Annotated in this window: 21 protein-coding genes; 9 read left to right on the top strand and 12 right to left on the bottom strand. The window is 42.0% G+C overall.

What is annotated here, in order from left to right:
* Positions 1-169: 169 nt before the first annotated feature.
* A complete protein-coding gene (locus AC1RRY_RS19165; RefSeq protein WP_492821583.1) occupies positions 170-1,087 on the bottom strand; it encodes a helix-turn-helix domain-containing protein in 918 nt (305 codons plus the stop codon).
* Between the two features lie 63 nt (positions 1,088-1,150).
* Positions 1,151-1,987, bottom strand: a complete 837-nt coding sequence (locus tag AC1RRY_RS19170) for an SDR family NAD(P)-dependent oxidoreductase (RefSeq protein WP_492821581.1) — start codon at positions 1,985-1,987, stop codon at positions 1,151-1,153.
* Positions 1,988-2,223: 236 nt separating this feature from the next.
* On the opposite strand from AC1RRY_RS19170, the gene AC1RRY_RS19175 reads away from it, so the two are divergent.
* Positions 2,224-2,538 carry a hypothetical protein gene (locus tag AC1RRY_RS19175; protein ID WP_492821579.1) on the top strand — a complete coding sequence of 105 codons (315 nt, stop codon included), beginning with the start codon at positions 2,224-2,226 and terminating at the stop codon, positions 2,536-2,538.
* A gap of 6 nt (positions 2,539-2,544) precedes the next feature.
* On the opposite strand, the gene AC1RRY_RS19180 is transcribed toward AC1RRY_RS19175, so the two are convergent.
* Both AC1RRY_RS19180 and AC1RRY_RS19185 read right to left on the bottom strand, forming a co-directional pair.
* Positions 2,545-3,129, bottom strand: a complete 585-nt coding sequence (locus AC1RRY_RS19180; protein ID WP_492821577.1) for a TetR/AcrR family transcriptional regulator — start codon at positions 3,127-3,129, stop codon at positions 2,545-2,547.
* A 68-nt stretch (positions 3,130-3,197) separates the two neighbouring features.
* Positions 3,198-3,962, bottom strand: a complete 765-nt coding sequence (locus tag AC1RRY_RS19185) for an SDR family oxidoreductase (RefSeq protein ID WP_492821575.1) — start codon at positions 3,960-3,962, stop codon at positions 3,198-3,200.
* A 194-nt stretch (positions 3,963-4,156) separates the two neighbouring features.
* Here AC1RRY_RS19185 and AC1RRY_RS19190 point away from each other — a divergent pair, with 194 nt between their 5' ends.
* From AC1RRY_RS19190 to mutS, 3 genes are all read left to right on the top strand, one after another.
* Positions 4,157-4,591 (top strand): hypothetical protein, encoded by a 435-nt coding sequence (locus AC1RRY_RS19190; protein WP_492821573.1) that lies wholly within the window; start codon positions 4,157-4,159, stop codon positions 4,589-4,591.
* Between the two features lie 20 nt (positions 4,592-4,611).
* Positions 4,612-5,454 carry an IS3 family transposase gene (locus AC1RRY_RS19195; RefSeq protein ID WP_492821571.1) on the top strand — a complete coding sequence of 281 codons (843 nt, stop codon included), beginning with the start codon at positions 4,612-4,614 and terminating at the stop codon, positions 5,452-5,454.
* A gap of 492 nt (positions 5,455-5,946) precedes the next feature.
* The gene (gene mutS / locus AC1RRY_RS19200; RefSeq protein ID WP_492823120.1) at positions 5,947-8,574 is read left to right on the top strand and encodes a DNA mismatch repair protein MutS; all 2,628 of its coding nucleotides are present in this window, start codon (positions 5,947-5,949) and stop codon (positions 8,572-8,574) included.
* A gap of 42 nt (positions 8,575-8,616) precedes the next feature.
* Here the strand turns inward: mutS and AC1RRY_RS19205 are convergent, their stop codons facing one another.
* Complete coding sequence (locus tag AC1RRY_RS19205; protein ID WP_492821569.1) at positions 8,617-9,570, bottom strand: hypothetical protein; 954 nt, start codon at positions 9,568-9,570, stop codon at positions 8,617-8,619.
* Between the two features lie 7 nt (positions 9,571-9,577).
* Entirely contained in the window at positions 9,578-9,883 is a 306-nt protein-coding gene (locus AC1RRY_RS19210; protein ID WP_492821567.1) for a hypothetical protein, read from the bottom strand.
* 531 nt (positions 9,884-10,414) lie between these two features.
* Here AC1RRY_RS19210 and AC1RRY_RS19215 point away from each other — a divergent pair.
* Positions 10,415-10,693, top strand: a complete 279-nt coding sequence (locus tag AC1RRY_RS19215; RefSeq protein WP_492821565.1) for a hypothetical protein — start codon at positions 10,415-10,417, stop codon at positions 10,691-10,693.
* Here the strand turns inward: AC1RRY_RS19215 and AC1RRY_RS19220 are convergent.
* The 3 genes from AC1RRY_RS19220 to gatA all read right to left on the bottom strand — a co-directional run bounded on the left by AC1RRY_RS19220 (position 10,671) and on the right by gatA (position 15,740).
* On the bottom strand, positions 10,671-12,353 hold the full coding sequence (locus AC1RRY_RS19220; protein WP_492821563.1) for a glycosyltransferase family protein: 1,683 nt from the start codon (positions 12,351-12,353) through the stop codon (positions 10,671-10,673). The genes AC1RRY_RS19215 and AC1RRY_RS19220 overlap by 23 nt on opposite strands.
* 175 nt (positions 12,354-12,528) lie before the next feature.
* Positions 12,529-14,049, bottom strand: coding sequence for a lytic transglycosylase domain-containing protein (locus tag AC1RRY_RS19225; RefSeq protein WP_492821561.1), 1,521 nt, complete (start codon positions 14,047-14,049; stop codon positions 12,529-12,531).
* A gap of 272 nt (positions 14,050-14,321) precedes the next feature.
* Positions 14,322-15,740: an Asp-tRNA(Asn)/Glu-tRNA(Gln) amidotransferase subunit GatA gene (gene gatA / locus AC1RRY_RS19230; protein WP_492821559.1), complete on the bottom strand. Its 1,419-nt coding sequence runs from the start codon at positions 15,738-15,740 to the stop codon at positions 14,322-14,324.
* 393 nt (positions 15,741-16,133) lie between these two features.
* On the opposite strand from gatA, the gene AC1RRY_RS19235 reads away from it, so the two are divergent.
* Positions 16,134-16,559 carry an OsmC family protein gene (locus AC1RRY_RS19235; protein ID WP_492821557.1) on the top strand — a complete coding sequence of 142 codons (426 nt, stop codon included), beginning with the start codon at positions 16,134-16,136 and terminating at the stop codon, positions 16,557-16,559.
* 111 nt (positions 16,560-16,670) lie between these two features.
* On the opposite strand, the gene AC1RRY_RS19240 is transcribed toward AC1RRY_RS19235, so the two are convergent.
* Positions 16,671-17,063 carry a VOC family protein gene (locus tag AC1RRY_RS19240; protein WP_492821555.1) on the bottom strand — a complete coding sequence of 131 codons (393 nt, stop codon included), beginning with the start codon at positions 17,061-17,063 and terminating at the stop codon, positions 16,671-16,673.
* Positions 17,064-17,079: 16 nt separating this feature from the next.
* Positions 17,080-17,613: a hypothetical protein gene (locus AC1RRY_RS19245; protein WP_492821553.1), complete on the bottom strand. Its 534-nt coding sequence runs from the start codon at positions 17,611-17,613 to the stop codon at positions 17,080-17,082.
* 423 nt (positions 17,614-18,036) lie between these two features.
* On the opposite strand from AC1RRY_RS19245, the gene AC1RRY_RS19250 reads away from it, so the two are divergent.
* The 3 genes from AC1RRY_RS19250 to AC1RRY_RS19260 all read left to right on the top strand — a co-directional run bounded on the left by AC1RRY_RS19250 (position 18,037) and on the right by AC1RRY_RS19260 (position 19,978).
* Positions 18,037-18,981, top strand: a complete 945-nt coding sequence (locus AC1RRY_RS19250) for a KilA-N domain-containing protein (RefSeq protein ID WP_492821551.1) — start codon at positions 18,037-18,039, stop codon at positions 18,979-18,981.
* A gap of 164 nt (positions 18,982-19,145) precedes the next feature.
* On the top strand, positions 19,146-19,502 hold the full coding sequence (locus AC1RRY_RS19255; RefSeq protein WP_492821549.1) for a TfoX/Sxy family protein: 357 nt from the start codon (positions 19,146-19,148) through the stop codon (positions 19,500-19,502).
* Positions 19,502-19,978, top strand: a complete 477-nt coding sequence (locus AC1RRY_RS19260; protein WP_492821547.1) for a YdeI/OmpD-associated family protein — start codon at positions 19,502-19,504, stop codon at positions 19,976-19,978. The genes AC1RRY_RS19255 and AC1RRY_RS19260 overlap by 1 nt, the downstream gene beginning before the upstream one ends.
* Here the strand turns inward: AC1RRY_RS19260 and AC1RRY_RS19265 are convergent.
* Positions 19,972-20,799 carry a sensor histidine kinase gene (locus AC1RRY_RS19265; RefSeq protein WP_492821545.1) on the bottom strand — a complete coding sequence of 276 codons (828 nt, stop codon included), beginning with the start codon at positions 20,797-20,799 and terminating at the stop codon, positions 19,972-19,974. The genes AC1RRY_RS19260 and AC1RRY_RS19265 overlap by 7 nt on opposite strands.
* Positions 20,800-20,846: the final 47 nt, after the last annotated feature.

The following is a 20,846-nucleotide window of genomic DNA, read 5'->3' on the forward strand; positions in this document are numbered from 1 at the left end:
CCGTGTGAGAATGTATTAAGAAGGGCAAGTGGTAAACCTTATCAGCAGAGTCTCCCGTGTGCGCGAGCATTGAGAAAAGCAAGGGGACTCTGCGTCTTTAACCTGATTTTATTAACCATAAACTCGTAGAGACAGCGGCACAGCCCTGTCTCTTACTATATTTCAAATTCTACTGAAACGATGCCCGGAATTCCAACGGCGACTGACTGGTTTTGCTCTTGAATAGTTTGCTGAACGATTGCGGGTGCTCAAAGCCCAGTTCGTAAGCAATTTCACTGACGGACAACTGCGTGGCCGACAGTTTCTCTTTGGCTTTGTCAATCAGTTTGTTATGAATATGCTGCTGTGTGGTTTGTCCGGTCAGTGCCTTGAGCAGGCTCCCCAGGTAATTGGGCGACACATTCAGTAAATCTGCCATGTACTGGGCAGTAGGCAAACCCCTGTCAATCAGATTGTCGCTGTTGAAATATTCTGTCAGAATATTCTCCAGTTTTTCCAATATATGATGGCTGCTTTTCTTACGGGTGATGAATTGCCGCTGATAAAACCGCTCGCAATAGCTGAGCAACAGTTCTATCTGCGCAATGATGATGTTCTGACTGAACTTATCGATGTTGGAATGGTACTCCCGTTGAATATTTTGCAGAATATCTGTAATGATGGTTTCTTCCTTGTCTGAAAGAAACAGGGCCTCGTTAACCGAATACCCGAAAAACTCATACAGTTTAATGTTTTTAGCCAGCGAGGTGTTCCAGATAAAATCAGGATGAATACATAAAAGGTAACCCGTAGGTTTTACTTTGGGTTTTTCAACCGTAAGATGCACCAACTGACCGGGCGCTACAAAAGATATCAGCCCTTCATCAAAATCATACGACTGCTGGCCATAACGAAACTTACCCTGGATATTCCGTTTCAAGCCAATCGAATAAAAATTCTGTACCCAACTAATTTCCTTTTCATCGGTCTGATACTCTACCAATCCATAATCCACGAGACTCACCTGCGGATGCTCAGGTTTTGGTAAACCGCTCATTCTGTGGAAATCGCTGATGGTATTGAATGTATGTACGCTTTTGTTTTTCATTGTATCAAATTTAAGAAAAAGAGACAGAATAGACAGACTTCTGTCTCTTTTCAATGATAATGCTTAAAAATCCGTCGATTGACTCAAAGCCTCGTTGGCACCCAATTCATTCAGAAGCAATTCAATTTTGCTTTTCGCCATTCCGTAAGAATCACTGCCCATAAAGAAGTGAAGCGGCGGGGTTTGGCTTTCGGCCAATTGAATGAAAGCAAGCGCTGCTTTGTCAGGGTCACCTGGTTGATTACCGATGATTTGTGTTTCGTGTACAATTTCCAGTTCCCGGGCTTCCTTGTAGTCAGCTATCGGATTTTCAGCCAATTGTAATGAACCTTTCAGCAAGAAGTTGGTCTTGAAATAGCCGGGGTAAACAATAGTTGCCTTGATACCCATTGATTTAACCTCTGCCGAAAAGGCCTCTGTGAGTCCGGCCACTGCAAATTTGGTTGCGTTATAAATGCCCCAACCGGGGAATGCCCCCAGAAAACCCGCAATAGATGAAATGTTAATGATATGCCCCGACTGCTTACTGCGGAAATGCGGCATCACGTTTCTGATTACATTCAGCAGACCGAATACATTGGTGTCAAAATTCCCGCGGGCTTCTATATCACTTAATTCTTCTAAAGTGCCTAATTGCCCGTAACCTGCGTTATTTACCACTATATCAATACCGCCAAAGGTTTCAATGGTTTGGGCAATGGCATTGCTCACGCTCTTTTCGTTGGTGATATCTACTTCCAGCGGAAGGAAATTAGCAGGGGTGCCTATTTCTTTTTCCAGGCTCCCGATAGTTCTGGAAGTGGCGGCTACCTTGTAGCCATCGTTCAATAATCTTTTTACTAAAGATAAACCTAAGCCTTTAGATGCTCCGGTTACCAGCCAAACTTTCTTTGTGTCCATTTTCTTAATTGTTTAATGAATAATTGCAATGCAAAATTGGACAGAATGCAACCGGCGGGCGTAACCAAATCAATGCTTGTTGTAGCCGAAACAATGATGGCAGATTTATTGGCGAAAACGATGACTGTTTGCGGATTTATTTGTATGAAAATGCCTGAAACTATTGCATTATTCGATAATTTCGGCTATTATTGATCATAACTTAGCAGACTGAAAAACATCTAACGATTACGACCATGTACGAACAGGAAATTGAACTGCAAATCAAAAACCTTAAAAATGGTGCTAACTACCGGGAGGTAAAGGACAGTTTATCAGAAAAGTACGACGAGGTTGAAACAGTGCAGATTGCCACGCAGGCATATAGCAGATACACACGCCTGAAAGCCAATCGGTTTATTATTGTGGGTATGATACTGTTGGCTACAACGTATTTATACCATTTTCTTTTTCAGGAGTTCAAACCTGTGCAGCTCATTATCCAGACTTTAATCGGCGTGATACCAATAGTAAGCGGCTTGTATCTGAAATATCGTCTGGCTAAAAAATAATGGGTGCTATGCGCGCAGCGTTGCCAGAGAAACCGTCACGATGTCTTCAAATGCGGCACGACTGGCATCAAATTTTACAGTTACACGCAGGCCATTCAGCGAATTGAACACAAATCTAGCCAGCGAGCGTGCCGAATGTCTGGTTGTGAATGTGCCGTCCTGCTGCCCTTGTTCAATGGCATGGCAAACGGCATCTTCAAAGTTGCGCATAATGTCGTTGGCAATGCTGGCTACTTCATCATCTGTCGGGGCCATTTCTACAGCCGTATTTACCAGAAAACATCCTTGCGAGCGATTGTCGTTCAGGGCTTCTGCCTGTGCAAATTCAAACAGACTTCTGATGTAGGCTTCCGGATTCCCGGTTTCCTGTCCGTCTTTTATTGAATCATCAATGCGCTCTTTTCTATACTGTTTCAGTGCCCTTACAAAAAGCGAATGCTTGTCGCCAAAGGTGTCGTATAGGCTTGAGCGGCTAATGCCCAGCCCTTCGACCAGATCTTGCGCCGAGGTGGCATGATAACCCCTTTGCCAGAACAGGTGCATGGCCTTGGCGAGCACCGTTTCTTCGTCAAATTCTTTTGTACGTGCCATAAAAAATTCTGTTACTGACACAAAGATAGCAAAAACGGAACGATTGTTCCGTTTTTGCTCAAAAAAAATCAGGCTCTGAAAGGTTCGTTCACTGTCACGGCACCATCAATGGTATACTCAGCACCGGAAATAAACGAGGCGTCGTCAGAAGCCAGAAAAACCGCCAGCTTTGCCACTTCGGCAGGTGTTGCGTAGCGCTTAAACGGCATTTTGTTTTGCATGAAGGCATCCATCTGGGCAATGGCCTCCTGCGGGAATCCGGCTTTGGCTGAAAGATTGGTAGAAACCATGCTCGGTGTAATGGCATTAACCCTTATGCCTCTGCCAGCGAGTTCTATGGCGGCTGTGCGGCTATAGGCATTGAGAGCAGCCTTGCTGGCGGCATAAATGGCTGTGCCTGCTCCAACGGCATAAGCGCTCACCGACGACAGGTGGATAACCGACGCACCTTCCGCAAGAACAGGGACGAATTTATCAGTCGTGAAAATGGCGCCTTTGAAATTTACGTCCATAATACGATGATACGTAGGCTCGGTGATTTGTCCCACAGGCTCGGCAAAAAACACACCGGCGTTCACAAAGAGTACATCCACTTTGCCGAATTGATCAGCAACCTGAGCCACCAGTTTTTCGGTGTCGCTAATGTTGCCTGCATCGGCAAGAATACCCGTGGCTTGTTCGCCTAGTTCTTTCACGGCTGCATCAATAGCCGACTGATTGCGCCCTGTGATGATAACCCTGGCGCCTTCAGCAATAAATTGTTGGGCTGTGGCAAAGCCTATACCCGAGTTGCCACCTGTAATGACAGCGATTTTGTTGGTTAATTTACCCATGATGTATTTGAACGTATGATTAATGGAACGATTGTTCCGCAAATATATGAATAACGGAATGAACGTTCCAAATAAAATCTAAAGCTTTTTTTTCGGAAGATATTTGTGGCGCAAACATCCTGTTTACGGAAAAATATTTACGTGCAGAGGGATGTCACGTCCTGAAATAGGTTTACACAAATCTATTAAAGGAGATGGCACGGACAAAGAGTAACAGAGGCTCAGGTTATAATAAGCACAAATTACATTATAATGCAGATTATAAATGGCAGATATGCCAGGAATATCTCAACAATAGTGAGACGAAGCTAGCCGTACAACGACGTAATGGCATACGAGCCAAGACAGCCATAGTAGTATGGTTACGACAATTTGGTTTGAAAGATAAAGTAAAGGTCTTATCTTTAAGTGAGCAATTAAGTTTACAAATGCCACAGCCCAGACCTAAAAAAGTACAATCTCAAGAAACAGAGCTTGATAGACTTAAGAAGGAATTAGCACAAGCTAATTTAAGAGCTGAGGCATATCAGAAAATGATAGAGATAGCAGAAGAAGAGTTTAAAATAGACATCAGAAAAAAGTACGTTGCCAAACAATCTATGCGCTCAAAGCAGCCAGACCGGAAATAGGATTAGGCCGTTTATGTAGATTGTTTGGCATTAGCAGGCAAGCATATTATCAATACTTTTGGAGAGAAAGTGATTATCAGATTGAAGAAGAGCTGGTTCTGAAAGAAGTGGCTAGAATACGTCAGAGACAGCCAATGATAGGAACCCGGAAGTTATACGGTATGCTTCAGGGGTTTATGTCAGAACATCAGATTCTGTTAGGAAGAGATGCTTTATTTGATTTATTGGCAAAAAATGGTTTATTAATCAGGAGAAGGGTACGAAAAGTCAAAACTACTTTTTCATCTCATTGGCTACGAAAATACCCTAACTTGATTAAAAACATAGCGCCGATGAAACCGAACCAATTATGGGTATCAGATATTACTTATCTGCAAACTCAGGAAGGCTTCGTTTATCTGTCTTTGATTACAGATGCCTATTCAAGAAAGATAGTTGGGTATCATGTGGCTGATAATCTTTTAGCTGTCAGCAGTGTTGAAGCACTTAAAATGGCCTTGAGCGCATTAGCTACAAAAGGAGATGGATTGATTCACCATTCTGACAGAGGTATTCAATACTGTTCACAAGAGTATGTAAACCTATTACAGGGGTATGGCATACAAATCAGTATGACACAGAATGGAAATCCTTTGGAAAATGCAATTGCTGAAAGAGTAAATGGCATCCTCAAATATGAGTTTATCTTTCAAATATCAATCGAAAGTTTAGCTCATGCACAAAAGTTGCTAAAGGAAATAATAGAGATTTATAATCAGGAAAGACCACATTTAAGTGTTGGACTGTTAACGCCTCAGCAAGCTCATAGTCTAGAAGGGAAACTGGAAAGATATTGGAAAAATTATTATCACAAAAAGTTGTAAACCTATTTTAGGACTAAAAAATTATTACCACTAAACTGTAAACTTTTTTTAGGACGAGTCACTGTAAACTTTTTTTAGGACGAGTCAAAGGCCATACTTATGCCCCGGCAGAGTCTCCCGTGTGCGTTGGGATACGGTAGGCAAGGGGACTCTGCGTTTTTTGCACCAATTAGAATTTTTCGGATGTAACAGCCTTTATAGTAGAGTCCCCTTGCTCGGCTTGTGGCCTACACACATGGGGACGCCTAGTTGGGAGACTCGGCCGGTACCCAAAATTAAAGCCTTAAAAAATCATAAAGCAAGCATCATTACCTCAGTAGAGACAAGGCATTGCCTTGTCTCTACCCACCAACCGCGCCTTCAGTCATAATCCATTTTCTTCTCACTCAACTATTTATGTTTCCAGCATGCTATTTTCCCTCCACCCCTCTTAGCATCCCTCAATAAAAATGTGTAACTTTGGCTGTTTTAGTAGATAAAATCCCGAATAAAGTGGCACGTCCGTCAAAAGAAGAAACCGTAAAACAGCCAAAGGAGACTCCTCTCAACCGACAATACAACCAGATCAAAGCCAAGTACCCCGGAGCCGTACTTTTGTTCCGTGTAGGAGACTTCTACGAGACATTCGGTGAAGATGCCATCAAGGCCTCGAAGATTCTGGGTATTGTACTGACGCGCCGCAACAACGGTGGTGCACAGGAAGAACTGGCGGGTTTTCCGCATCATTCGCTGGATACCTACCTGCCCAAACTGGTGCGTGCTGGCCAACGTGTAGCCATCTGCGACCAGCTCGAAGACCCTTCGGCTGCCAAGGGAATAGTGCGCCGGGGTGTTACCGAATTGGTTACACCGGGGGTTTCTTTCAACGACAACGTACTCAACACCAAGCAGAACAATTATCTGGCCTCTGTTCACTTTGCCAGGCCCGATTATTTCGGAGTGGCTTTTCTGGATGTTTCAACCGGAGAATTCCTCACCACCGAGGGCAACACGGCCTATATCGATAAGCTGCTGCAAAGCTTTGCGCCATCAGAAATTTTATATTGTAAAAAACACCGCCACGAGTTTCATGGCACTTTCGGTGACAAGTTCAACGAATTCTGCTTTGACGACTGGGCCTATCAATACGATTTCGCCTACAACCTGCTGATCAATCATTTTCATACGGCTACGCTCAAAGGCTTCGGTGTCGAAAACCTCACGGAGGGCATTATAGCGGCAGGGGTGATTCTCCGATACCTGTCAGATACCGAGCATAAGGAAATGGGGCATATCTCGCGCCTGACGCGTCTTGATGAAGACAAGTACGTGTGGCTCGACCGCTTCACCATCCGCAATCTGGAGCTTGTTTTTGCCCAGCACGAAGGCGGCGTACCCTTGATACAGGTACTCGACCATACCATTACGCCTATGGGCGCCAGGCTGTTGCGCAAATGGCTGGTGCTGCCGCTCAAAGAAAAAAACCTGATACAGGAACGCCTGGACACTGTAGAGTTTTTTGTGGAAAACGACGAAATGGCCGATAACCTGTCTGCTTTGCTCAAACCAATTGGCGATTTAGAGCGGTTGATTTCTAAAGTGGCTGTGCGCCGCATCAGTCCGCGGGAAACCGTGCAACTGAAACGCGCCCTGGCGCAGATTCCGCCCATCAGAAAACTGCTCGACGACGGCAGCCTGGAGTTTGAAGTATTGCAGAAATATGTGGCTCAACTGACCGACTGCAAATACCTGTTTGATAAAATAGAACGCGAACTGCGCGACGACGCCCCGATTGTGAGTAATCTGGGTAATATGATTAAAACAGGCGTAGATGCCGAACTGGACGAATTACACAAGATAGCGTTTTCAGGCAAGGATTTCCTGATAGAAATCCAGAACCGGGAAGCACAGCGTACGGGCATTCCGTCGCTCAAAATCTCCTACAACAAGGTGTTCGGGTATTACCTTGAGGTGTCAAACGCGCATAAGAGCAAAGTACCTGTTGAATGGATCAGGAAGCAGACGCTCGTGAACGCCGAGCGCTACATTACAGAAGAACTTAAAATATATGAAGATAAGATACTGACGGCCGAAACCAAAATATTTGAGATTGAACAAAGGATTTTCAATGAACTGGTGGCAACCGCGGGCGAGTTTGTGGCACAGATACAGCAGAACGCCCGGGTCATTTCGGTGTTAGATGCGCTGGCCTCTTTTGCCAAAGTGGCACGCAAAAACAACTACTGCAAGCCACAGGTTACTGAAGACAAAGTGCTTAATATAAAAGAGGGCCGGCATGCGGTAATTGAGCAGCAGTTGCCGTTGGGTGAAAGCTATGTGCCCAATGACCTTTTTCTGGACGACGAAACCCAGCAGATTATCATCATCACGGGGCCGAATATGGCCGGTAAGTCGGCCTTGTTACGCCAGACAGCCCTTATTTCGCTGATGGCGCAGGTGGGTAGTTTTGTGCCTGCCCAAAGCGCCGAACTAGGCATTGTCGATAAGATATTTACGCGGGTAGGGGCGAGCGACAACCTGTCGCGAGGGGAGTCGACATTTATGGTTGAAATGACTGAGACGGCCAGTATCCTGAATAACCTGAGCGACCGCAGCCTGATTATCATGGACGAAATAGGGCGGGGAACCAGCACCTACGACGGCGTAAGCATTGCCTGGAGCATTGCCGAATACCTGCACAGCCATGCCGGAAGCAAACCGTGGACACTCTTTGCCACCCATTACCATGAACTGAACCAACTGGCAGACGATTTTCCACGCATCAGGAATTTCAACGTGGCCGTGAAACAGGTTGATAATAAAATGGTGTTTCTGCGTAAACTGAAAGAAGGGGGCAGCGAACACAGCTTCGGTATCCACGTGGCACAAATGGCCGGGATGCCGCAATCGGTGGTTTTAAGAGCCAACGAGATACTGCATCATCTGGAAGAAGACCACATCAAAGAACACAATAAAGAGAAAATTCAGCAGGCGCCTAAAAATAATATTCAGCTAAGTTTCTTCGAGCCGCAAGACCCTAAAATGGAAGAGGTGAAAAAGAAACTGAAATCGCTGGATGTCAACACACTTTCACCGATTGAAGCGCTTTTGAAGCTGAATGAGCTTGTAAAAATGCTGTAGAAAAATATGGTCGATAATGAGAAAGGAAATATATTCTAATTGTTAATTAACAATAGCAAAGACAGACGTAACGCCAAGAGAAATTCTATTGCCCAATCCGTTGTTTTTTTGTAGAATGTCAAAAAAATCATTCCCTTGGAGTGTCAAGCCAACAATGGGCACTCGTACATTACTAGCATTAAGTTTTGTAAGAAACAATGTTATCCCAAGGTCGATAATCCGTTTGTCGACTGATGAATCTTTCTTCAAATAGAAACTAAATCCCGGCTTTATATTAGTTTTTGCTCCTCCGTCAGACGGAAGAACAGAATAGACAAATTTGAGTGGAAAGTTGTCAAACTCTTTGAAAACCCCTTCTTTAGCTTGTGTAGTTTTGATTTTTATTTTAGTAGCATTTGTTGCAGAATCTATATACGAGATTTGTTCTTCAAGCTGAACGGAATTCAATTCACCATAATTACTTTTTCGTTGATACCCAAATGAAATACTAAACAAATGCTTGCCATTTAATAATGCATTATAGCCAAGACCTAAATTAATTGGGTTAAAAGTTTTAGAATACAATTGATTCTTGAAAGTAGTATCGCTTTTAAATAATGTGTATTTATTTGATTCAAAACCTAAATTGAAATTCAGAAAATCTATAAATTTTGCATCACTAGCGAATAATTTGACAATAGTATAAGTACTAGAAAAATTGGTACCCGCGTTAAGCTTTCCACCATTTACAAGAGTAGCTATTCCATCTGTTGGCTTTGCTTTTATGCCAAAGGATAAAATTCTTGATGGTAAAGCTCCACTGGCACCAGGAAAACCATAGAAGAATTTCATGCCAATACTTTGGTCGGTTACACTAACATTGCCGAAAAGGGAAGATCCACTCATCACAATTGGACTTGCAATAATAGGATCTCCTTGTAAACCATCTGAAAGAATCTGACAATAGGAAGTCAGAGAGAAAATTGAAAGAGTAAAAATTAAAAGTGAGCGTTTCATAGTGTTATTATTTAACGTTTAATTCAATTCTTTTTTTACCTATACCGTCGACTATAGTAACTTCTAACGGAACTTCTGATTCATTGTTGATTTGGATAGTCATTTTTGCCGATGCTCCACTTTTACCTTGAATCAACAGAGCTACGCTTAAAATACTATCTTCAATTCTGTAATCAGGCAAATTCTTCTCAAATCTATTTTTACTAGGATCAAACACCCAGTGCCCTACTTTGAATACATCTTCTAATGTTACTTCATCGCTTAAAACTGAACCATGGAACTGAATTGTTAGATACAAATTGAAAGTTTTCATAATTTTTGTTTTTAAAAGTTAAAGAAACGATGGTAAAATGTCAGGATTGCAAATACATATAAAGACGGTGAATACATTGATTGTATTGCTATAGCCGTCAGAGCTATTGACACCAAATTGTAATAATCGGCAATAAAATTATGAGAGAAGTTTTGAATGTTTAGATTTTTTTTATTCCCCGGTACCCAAAATATTATGGAGCGCTTTTGCTCTTTTAATCTAATTATGAAAGTAAACTGGGTTTGGGAAATGTGTTTAAAGAGCGGGTGTCATTATTTTGAAAGACTTGTTAAGTGAGGGAGTTTTCTAGATAATGGAAGTAAATTCTACATAAAACCTTTAAAGAAGAAATCGTAAAGCGCACTTTTGACTGGTTTTTCCTGCTCCTATCTGAGATATAGTAGTGGGTGTATATACCCCTAATCGGAACTTTGCCAAATAATATTTTGTTTTTTATACTTCACGAGGCTTGTATGCCTCCAAAAGTTTTATTAAATTTCACATCTCGTCCACAATTAAACTCTGAAAACTATGGCATCATCATTCAACATTGCTTACCCCGGAACGTCTGGCGAATTTGTATCAGCAGCCGAAAAAGCTATCACTAATCAAGGTGGTGCATTTGACGGAAACGATACCAAAGGTACCTTTAGCATTGACACACCCATAGGCGATGTAAAGGGAGGCTACCTGGTTCTCTCAGAGCCAGACAGCCCTGAAATCAAAATCGAGGTTACCATCACCGACAAGCCCTTTCTCGTTTCTACCAGAAAAATTGAAAGCACTATTAAGGAATTTCTGATGAAATAACTTTACCCGGTGTCAATTGGGCAATACTTTTATTTATTTCTTCATACCGGTCGTTGCGAATGTATACCCTTTGCTGGTTTATCTCTGTCAGAAAACGGTAATGGGTATCAATCAGCTCTTTGAGTTCGGGCACGGTTTCATAGCCAAGCTTTGTGCGAACCATAGTTGAGCCTGTAACAACATGCGTATCGATAAATACGGGCGATAATTGCTCCTTAAACTCTTTTACAAACTGCTTTGTGCAAAGTTTCTGCACCGTGTCGCTATACATACCCCAGTGAGAATTACTCCATCTGATACCCTGCACACGTTTGGTTTCCAGATAGTAAGACCCTTGGTCGCCCCAGATAACCAGGGGCTCGGTGGGTTGTGTATACTTTAAAATCACATGGCCGATATCCGACACCTCAAGTGGTCGCTTTGTTTGAGATACGGTAATGTACTCGTTATGGGTCGGAATAATCAATGTGGCCGCCAGGATTGTCACAAGCAGGGTACCTACAATGGCATAGTTAATTATAGTTTTCCGTATCGACAGAAACCCGTCAAGAAAGTAAGCAAATAAAAAGGCTGAGGGAAACACCAGAAATAAAAGATAATGGTGAAACATATAACCTGTTTTGTAGACTGAAAAAATGCTGACACTCACAAAGACAATAGTAAATACAGACTTTGCTGTTAGCTTATATTGTTTCAGAAAATAAAGTCTGTGTATCAGCACCCATACGGTTAATGCCGCTACGATTTTGATATGAAAATTAACCGGATCGGCAAATGAATTTGTCAGGTATAGCCACATGGATTGCTTATTTCCATAACTCAGGTTATACTGAATATAGGATGTCCACATGTCGTCAAGAAAATGATAAGAAATGCCAAGTGCAACAAGAATAAGAGGTATCGAAAGGCCTCCTAAAGTAAGCACTGCAAAAGGGAGGGCAGACTCTTTTTTCTTTTTCCTGTAGATAAGCCAGTAAGTAATGAATGCAATAAATGCCGCAACAGGAGTGGCCTGCAACTTGGCGAATGGAATCATACCGGCAATAAACCCCAATAAGAAAAGGTGTTTCAGCTTCAGGGTTGCTTCTTCAGACAAAAGCATATACAGATAACTGATAATGCTAAGCAGGAAAATCGGAAGATGTTCGCTGCTGTAATGCACAAAATTGGAGTATCTGGTTGTAGCCAGCCAGGCTACCACCGGGAAAATACTGAGCGCTGCTATCTTGAGTGAAAAGAACTTTTTCAGCGTCAAGAAATTCAGAATGATGCTGCCCAGCATGAGACCCGCGCCGATGATGCGTGCAGATACGTAATCGTAAGGCTGTTTAAAGAGCTCACAGAAAACCGTGATGATATACACATTAAAAGGCCCGCTGGAACCGCTGTCTACCGATTTCCAGAAGATATGCTTTTTGACCAGTGTCATGGCTCCCACTATAAACAGGTTTTCGTCCGGATTCAGCGCCACATTGTAGACGATAACCGGCAAGCGATAACCAATAAAAACCATCGAAATGGTGATGAGTAAAGCCCAGAGGTAAATTTTGGATTTGCCGGGATCCCGGAGCAGAGGCCAGAAACTCAGGAAGGCGAGAAGTATCAATAACAAGTTACAGATACTCAGATATAATCTGGGATCATTGTCAAATTGAAACATTGCGGGTAGGTGACTTATAAGTTAAAAAGGGTAGGCGAATTAATTAAAAAAACACAATAATTGCAAATTTTTAAGCAATGTATTGGCATTTTAGTGCATACTGGTGCCTCATGTACATAAAAAAAGCTCTCCTTAAAAAGAGAGCTTTCTTGTAGCCGGATGCCGTTATTTCACATCAGCTTATTTTTAGTTTCTGGCCGGCTTTTACACTATTAGAGCGCAAACCGTTCAGTTTCTTGAGTTTTTCTATTGAAATGCCGCCATAGCGTTGTGATATTTTCCATAAAGTATCACCTTTTTGTACCAGATGATATTTGGGCTTGCTATGCTCAATCTGGTTCTTGGTTTTTCTTTCTGACTTGATCGTGCGCTCAACTTCGGCTACTTCTTCATTGTCGTCGTCAAGAATCACCAGGCGTTGGCCTGCCAGTATTTTTGATGATTTCAGTTTATTCCATACCTTCAGGTCATACATTTCTACATTGTATTTCGTGGCAATTCTGTTCAGTACTTCGCCTCGTTTCACCACATGATACCTCTTCTTTACCTTTCTTATTTTCTTAACCTCTTCTTCTTCCCGCTCAGGTTTTACGTTTTCATCGGTACCTTCGTCATCTGCGGCTGCATAACTGCTACTGTTGGCTCCTATAATTACTACGCCGGGTTCAGCTTGCGGGTCATTTGAAGCCAGCATGGTATTTCCATGCTTTTTAGAGGCCGATTCGAGTATAGTCTGGCGGTTTTCTTCAAAATAAGCATAGCTTTCTGACGGAATCCTGAGCTCCAGACCGCGGTTCCAGGCGGGCACGTAGCTTTTCAGTATATGCGGGTTCAGTAATTGGATATCGTCAAGGCTTATCCCGCTGGCGGTGCAAAATGCTTCCATGTCTACATAGCCGTCAATCGTTACAGTCTGGTATTCTCTCGGCGCCATTCTTAACGAATCTTCACCGGCAATGCCATATTGGTCGGCATAGTGCATCATATACATAATGGCCGTAAACTGCGGTACATAAGTGCGGGTGTCGCGGTGTAGATAAGGATGAAGCTGCCAGTAGTTGGTTATGTTTCCGGCACGGCGTATCGCTCTTCTCAGGTTACCCGGGCCGGTATTGTAAGAGGCCAGCACCAGTTCCCAGTCGCCGAATATCTTATACAATTGTCTGAAATACCGGCAAGCGGCATCGGTCGACTTCTCAATGTCCATTCTTTCGTCTACGTACTCGTCAATTCTCAGGCCATGCTCGCGGCCGGTGGGTTTCATAAACTGCCACAAGCCCACAGCTTTTGCTCTTGAAACGGCCTTTGGATTAAGCGCTGATTCGATCATCGACAAATACTTCAGCTCGTCGGGCATTTCGTATTTGGCCAGGTATTTTTCAAAAATCGGGAAATAAAAGTCTTTCTTTTCGAGCATGCGTTTGGTAAAGCTCGGCTTTTTGTAGATAAAATATTCTACAAAGCTCTGCACCGTTGCGTTGTATTCTAACGGCATGGTTTTTTGCATTTTCTGAAAGCCTTCGCGTACCTTTCTTGAGTCGGTACTTGGAATAAAGGCTTCTACGGGTTGCTCGGGGAGAGTGTCTTCAGACGAAACTGTAGTAGCTTCCTGAGGAATTATAGACTGGGCGTGTGATGAAAAACTGGCACAGCCAATAAAGCTCGCAATGACGAGGCACTTCTTGAGTAATGTCATAATTTGAATGTCTTTTACTAAGGGATCTCAGCTTAGTTATGGCAATAAGAAAGCAATCTTTCTCAAAAATAAACCATAACCACTTGTTTGTCAAGGAATTGTAAGTTTTTTTTGAAATTTTCAATTTTTTCTGAAAAAACAATAAGCAATAGAAGGGCAATCTGAGGTCACATTTTGGTTCAAAATGAGGGCATTAGCTATTCACAATCAGTGAAAAACATCATTTTGAATCAAACAGGATTGTTAATCAGATTTTCGTTTCCGGCTTATTGTCACTGCAAAAGTTTGGCGAAAGCAAGCATCTCGCTTTCTTCAAAATTTTTGCCAAGCACCTGTATTCCTATGGGCAGGCCATCAGAACTATGCCCGTTTGGAACCGAAATACACGGGTTTCCGATTACATTGGCCTGAACTGTAAAAATATCAGCCAGAAACATCTGCAATTGGTCTTCCGATTTTTCTCCTATTTTAAATGGTGGCGTTGGAGTCGTTGGCGAAATTAAAAAATCATACGATGTCAGGATTTTCTCTGTCGACTCTTTTATTAAACGACGAACCCGCTGTGCTTTGGTATAATAGGCATCATAATAATCTGCACTTAATACAAAAGTGCCTAGTATGATACGCCTGCGAACCTCCGCTCCGAAGCCTTCGGCACGTGTTTTTTTATACAGACTCTCCAGATTTTCAATCCTGCTGCCGGCACGGTAGCCGTATTTTACCCCATCAAAACGCGACAGGTTCGAACTGGCTTCGGCAGTAGTCAATATGTAATACGTAGGTAGTAGATATTTTAGCAATGGGTAGTCAACAGCTTCCACCACATGCCCCAGGTTTCTTAACCAATTTATTTTATCAAAAGTTCGCTGCTTCACATCTTCGTCCAGTCCTTCGCTTTCCAGCGCCTCACGCATGTACGCAATTCGGTAGTGGATTTTGGGCGTCAGTTGCTTGCTGTATTCGGGTACCGGCAGGGTAGAAACCGTGCTGTCGTACTCATCTGCTCCGGCAATGATTTCGAGTAACAGGGCTGCATCGTCCACATCACGGGTGATCGGCCCCACGCAGTCGAACGACGACGCGTAGGCGATCAAACCCCAGCGCGACACCCGCGAGTAGGTGGGTTTTACCCCTATTACTCCGCAGAAAGCGGCCGGTTGGCGCACCGAACCTCCGGTATCAGACCCCAGCGAAGCCAGGCACATATCTGCCTGCACTGCTACTGCCGATGCCCCCGACGAACCGCCCGGCACACGGGTTGGGTCGGCGTAGTTGCGCACCGGGCCAAATGCCGAATTTTCGTTCGACGACCCCATCGCAAACTCATCGCAGTTCTGGCGTCCTATAATAATCACATCTTCGTCAATCACCCTTTGCACGGCCGTGGCTGTAAACTGAGACTCAAACCCGCTCAATATTTTACTTGCCGCCTGCAGCCCGTGGTTTTCGTACGCCAGTACATCTTTCACACCTATCACCATTCCGGCCAGGCGCCCTGCCGTGTTGTTCTTGATTTTATTGTCAACCTCTGCCGCTTTTTTCAGCGCCTCGTCAGCATATACTTCTAAAAAAACATTCAGATTTTTATTTGCCTCAATTCGTTCCAGATAATATTTCACCAACGCTACACAAGACGTCTCCTGTTTTCTGATTGCCTCCTGAATTTCTACCAGTGAATTGTATTTTGCCATTTTATCGGTTTTTCTTTAGAAATCTGTTTTATTTGCCACAGAATCGGCATTGATAGCGCAGGTATTCATCATTAAAAAAAGTGCTGCGCCATTTGAAACTGCAATTTCCTAAAAAACTTTCAAAATTAAAACCTTTGAGATTGTCGAATGTCGATTTCAGATTGTCGAATTCCCTTTGTGGCACGAACTTTCTTTCGCTACAATCAGGAAACTTCGTATCAACATTAATTGTTTTCGTATATATAAGTAAAATGCACAGGTAAAAATTAAAGACCCTAAAACATCATTTCATGTTTGAGGCAGACGGCTATTCCGAAGTTGAAAAAATCGAGAAAAACATGATGAAACGATAAAAAGTATAAATGGTAAACAGCACTACAACAAAATAATAATATGAAAGTAGAATTAGTAAGAGTAGACGATGCTTTTCATTTTGAAGCCAAAGGAACGTCAGACATCGCCACACACATTGACGCCAACGTAGACATAGGCGGCCATAATGCAGGTGCCAGGCCTATGGAATTACTATTAATGGGATTAGGAGGTTGCACTGCTATTGACGTAATACTGGTGCTGAAGAAGCAACGCCAGATAATTGAAGACTTAAAAATTTCTGTTGACGGCGAGCGCGTACAGATTGAAGGCACTGAAATGAAGCCTTTCAGAAAAATAAACGTGCATTTTGCATTTAAAGGCACCATTGACCCGGATAAAATTGAGAGAGCCATCAAGCTATCGATGGAAAAATACTGTTCGGCTACCGCGCAACTATCTGCCTCAGCCGAAATCACCCATTCGTATTCTTTGAATCAGGAATAAAAAATTACACCCTGAAACAGGTTATGTAAAGAGCAACTAAGGGTAGTATCTCTATTTTAGTTGAATAGAGATACTACCCTTAGTTGTATATAATCAACACCTGCTTGGGCGTTATTCTTTTATTTCTACTACCACAATTTCGTTTCCATATAAATCGTAGCAATGGAAAAACTTATATTCGGGTGTTAATACCGGCTCAACTTTAATCTGCACATTATTACTTTTTAGTTTTCCGTAAAGTTCTTCTAAAGAGGTAGTATAAATGACAAGGGTTGGTTGCCCTGCGGTCTGATTCCCCACTTTCTCCCTTTGTTCTTTTGTATCGGCTTTCAGAAACCAGATACCAAGGGCATCTAAAGTATCAGTGCCGATGTGCAAAAAACGCTGCCCTACATGCGTAGTGACGTCGAAAATTCTCTTAAAACCAAAATTTTCTTCATAAAAAAGCGATGCTTCTTCATAATCATTCACCAGTATTATTATTCGTCCGAGGTAATTTTTCATTGTTTGTTTTTTAATGTTATTGTTGAAACAGATAGTTTTTAATGGCGACTTCTTTCAGCAACTGAAAAGCCGCTGCGTCTTTGGGTTCATGCCAGTCAAAGCCAATGTTTTTCCATTGGCTCTCGTAGTCAATAAGGCCCAATCGGGTAACGTATTCTTTTCCGCATACCACAAAATCGTCCCAGAATGAGAGCAAATATCCTCCGTTTTTCATGAGATAGGCCTGTGCGGTATGATAGTTCTTAAACCATGCATGAATAAAAGCAACAGCCGAGGCACGATAGAGGCAGTCGGATTCAATCACTGTGTTTCGAAGCGCTGCCCAATTCGTGAATCCTTTTTCCAGCGCCAATACTGCATAGGCATGTTTCAACTGAATGGCGTCAGTGTTTTCGAGTAGCCAATAGTCAGTTTTTTCTGCGAAAGCGGGATGAATACGAAATCTGTTGGCGGCTTTAAGAGAAACGTCAGATTGCCTTTCGAGGTCTTTAAGAAGAAAATGAGCCTGAGTTTTCAACTCAGTTAATCGGAGTGGTTGTAATTTGTTCATATGATTCCCTTTATGCCATTATCTCACAATCGGCGGAAATTAAATAAACAAAAAAAACAGTAGAATAAGAAAGGTGAATTTATCTTTTGTGAGAACAGGCAGCCTTTACAACCTTCAGCAAAGGTATAATGTTTTTTCAGTATGTGCCTAATGTGATGACTAATTTTGAAAAGAGATGATATGTGGAATTACCATAGATAAATTTTTAAGCTTGATTTTAATGCCTGTTTTACACTAGAAAAGCGATTAATGTTTCTGAATTTTAGCCCTTGGCTTAGAAAAACTGAAGCAATGCTGATTGTAATATAAAATATTGCGCTGACAAATTACCGTAATAAGGCAATAGTAGAATTTTGATATTTTTAAACTAATACCGAATTTGGAGATTCTTATTTAAGATAAAAGTTAGAAACTCATTATTGTATGGCAAGCAAACATATAAAGGTAAAAGGAGCGGAAATAAAAATCATTGAACAAAATCATGAGGATTATATATCCTTAACTGATATGGTAAAGAATTTTGGTGATGATTCAATGATTTATAATTGGATGCGGAATAGAAATACAGTTGAGTTTCTGGGAATATGGGAACAAATTCATAACCCGAATTTTAAAGGTATCGAATTCGATACCTTTAGATCTCAGGCAGGGTTAAATAGTTTTTCTTTGACACCCAAAAAATGGATTGATGCAACTAATGCAATAGGGGTGATATCCAAGGCTGGTCGGTATGGTGGCGGAACTTTTGCTCATAAGGATATTGCTTTTGAGTTTGGTACATATTTAAGTCCTGAGTTCAAACTTTATTTAATAAAAGAGTTCCAGCGATTCAAAGAGGAAGAATCTCAACAGTTAGGTCAAATCTGGGACATACGGCGAGTAATAAGTAAGGTAAATTATAAAATACAGACTGATTCCATTAAAGAAAACCTTTTGCCTTTGAGAAACCTGCTAAAAACCAAAGAAGGAGTTGTATATGCTGAAGAAGCTGAAATATTAAATCTTGCTTTATTTGGGATAACATCGAAGAAATGGAGAGAAGAAAATCCTCAGTTAGTTTTACAGGGTAGAAATTTAAGAGATTATGCAGATACACACCAATTGATAGTTTTATCAAATCTTGAAAGTTTAAATGCAGAAATGATCAGGAATCATATACCGATAGATAGAAGATTAACCGCATTGGCAAAAACTGCAATCGCTCAGCTTGAATCGTTGCAATCAAGTAGTGATATATTCGACAAGAGTATATTAAGTCCTCATATTCAAAAAATAAAAGCTTTAACTGATAAAAAACCGCAAAATACCGCTGATGAAACTGTAAAGGAGGTTAAATTAGTACTCCTTAAAAAGAGAAATAAAGAGTAAAGCTTCTAATAGTATCAAGTTAGAAAGTATAGAAAAGGATTAGGTTTTTAAAAGAAGAACTTACCATACAATTAATGAAAAATTGATAGCAGAGAATTAAGGTAAAATACGTGTCTTCCTGATCTGAAAATTAAGTTGCTGGTTTTACTCAAATACTTTATCCCATGCCCTATAACGAAGCCATCCTGAATCGTATCAGAGATATACTTGATGAAAAACAGGTGACTTTTTCTGAAAAGACGATGTTCGGCGGGGTGTGCATCATGGTTGCTGACAAAATGTTTTGTGCCACCCACACCGACAAGAAAAACGGTGATGACGTGTTGCTTTGCCGACTGAGTGAAAAAGACTATGAGGCAGCTCTGGAAAATAATGATTGCCAACCTATGGATTTTACAGGCAAGGCCATGAAAGGATACGTTTATGTGACCCAAAATGGGTTTCGTTTACAAAAAGACCTGGCTCACTGGATACAGCTGTATCTGGATTTCAACCCATTGGCCAGAAAATCAAAAAAATAATGGAAAAACTCCTTGTTGACAAAGACTATTGCATGCAGAAAGTGGATGGCAAAGGCGGGTGGACTTTTGTGGAGATTATAGGGATACCTCCCACCCAAAAGGGGCCTTTCGGCTGGGTGAGGGTGCGGGGCACGATAGACGATTTTGAGATACAGGGCTATAACCTGATGCCCATGAGCAATGGTAATCTCTTTTTTCCTGTCAGAGCCGAAATCAGGAAGAAGATTAAGAAACAGGCGGGCGACACCGTAAGAATAATCTTTTATGCCGATAATTTGCCGACCGAGATTCCTGATGAACTCATAGCATGCTTGCAGGATGAACCCGGACTGTACGAAAAATTTATGGGCTACTCAGATGGTGAAAAGAAAGGTTTCATAGACTGGATTTATTCGGCCAAAACCGACGAAACCAGAGCCGACAGAATAGTAAAAACGCTCGACAAAATAGAAAAAGGTCTGAAGTTTTATCAATAAAGCCGCTGAAGGCTAAAAGTGGTTTGCCGGTGTAGGGCATAAAAATGAAAAGTTGTGTTGTGGCCGTCTGTTGGGTCAACACGGCAATCAAAATCAATAAGCCGACATTTGTTTATGAGCTGGTTCAGTAGGTTTACATGCGAGGTAGCATGTTCACAGTTTCCGTAATTGTGGTGGTCAATGCCTATACTTAGTCTGAATTTCCCCCGTTCGAAACCAAAAGTCACCCTGATTCCGTCGGGTTCCTTATGCTTCATTACCAGACCCAGAATATCTCTCACTACTGTCAGCAGCACAATTTCCTGCTCATTCAGCAACCGGTACGGTTTACCGTTTACAATTACATGGGTATCCGTTTGTGCTTTATTTCTGATTTTATCCAGCTCGTGTCTGACACCCTGCACCAGGTTGTCCTGACGCACCGATATCTCTTCCAGATGCCTCATGGATACCCGCAGTTCGTCAATGGTTTGCGTAAGTAGATTATTAGCCGTAGTTATGTAGTGCAGGCTGTCGGCGGGTTGTTCTTTTTCTTCCAGAATATTAAGATTGATTTTCGCAACAAAAAGCAATTGCCCGGGCCTGTCGTGCAGCTCTCTGTTGATTTGTTTCAGTAGATTGTTTTGTAAATCGATTCTTTCAAGAAGTATTGCCTGCACCAGTTGGGCCTTCAATTCTATTTTCTGACGGATACCCCTCCATTGCCTTCGCTGAAAAAAAACTATGGTGCCGGTGATTGCAGCAGAAAGCGCAAAAAAAATTAATGGAGCCAGGTCAATAGCAATAAAAATTGCCTCTTTTACATTGTTCTGATCTGCCATATCAACCCGATGATAAATGATGACTACATACTGCAATTGACGGTAAG

It is taken from the genome of Emticicia sp. GW821-FHT11C11, assembly GCF_058808615.1.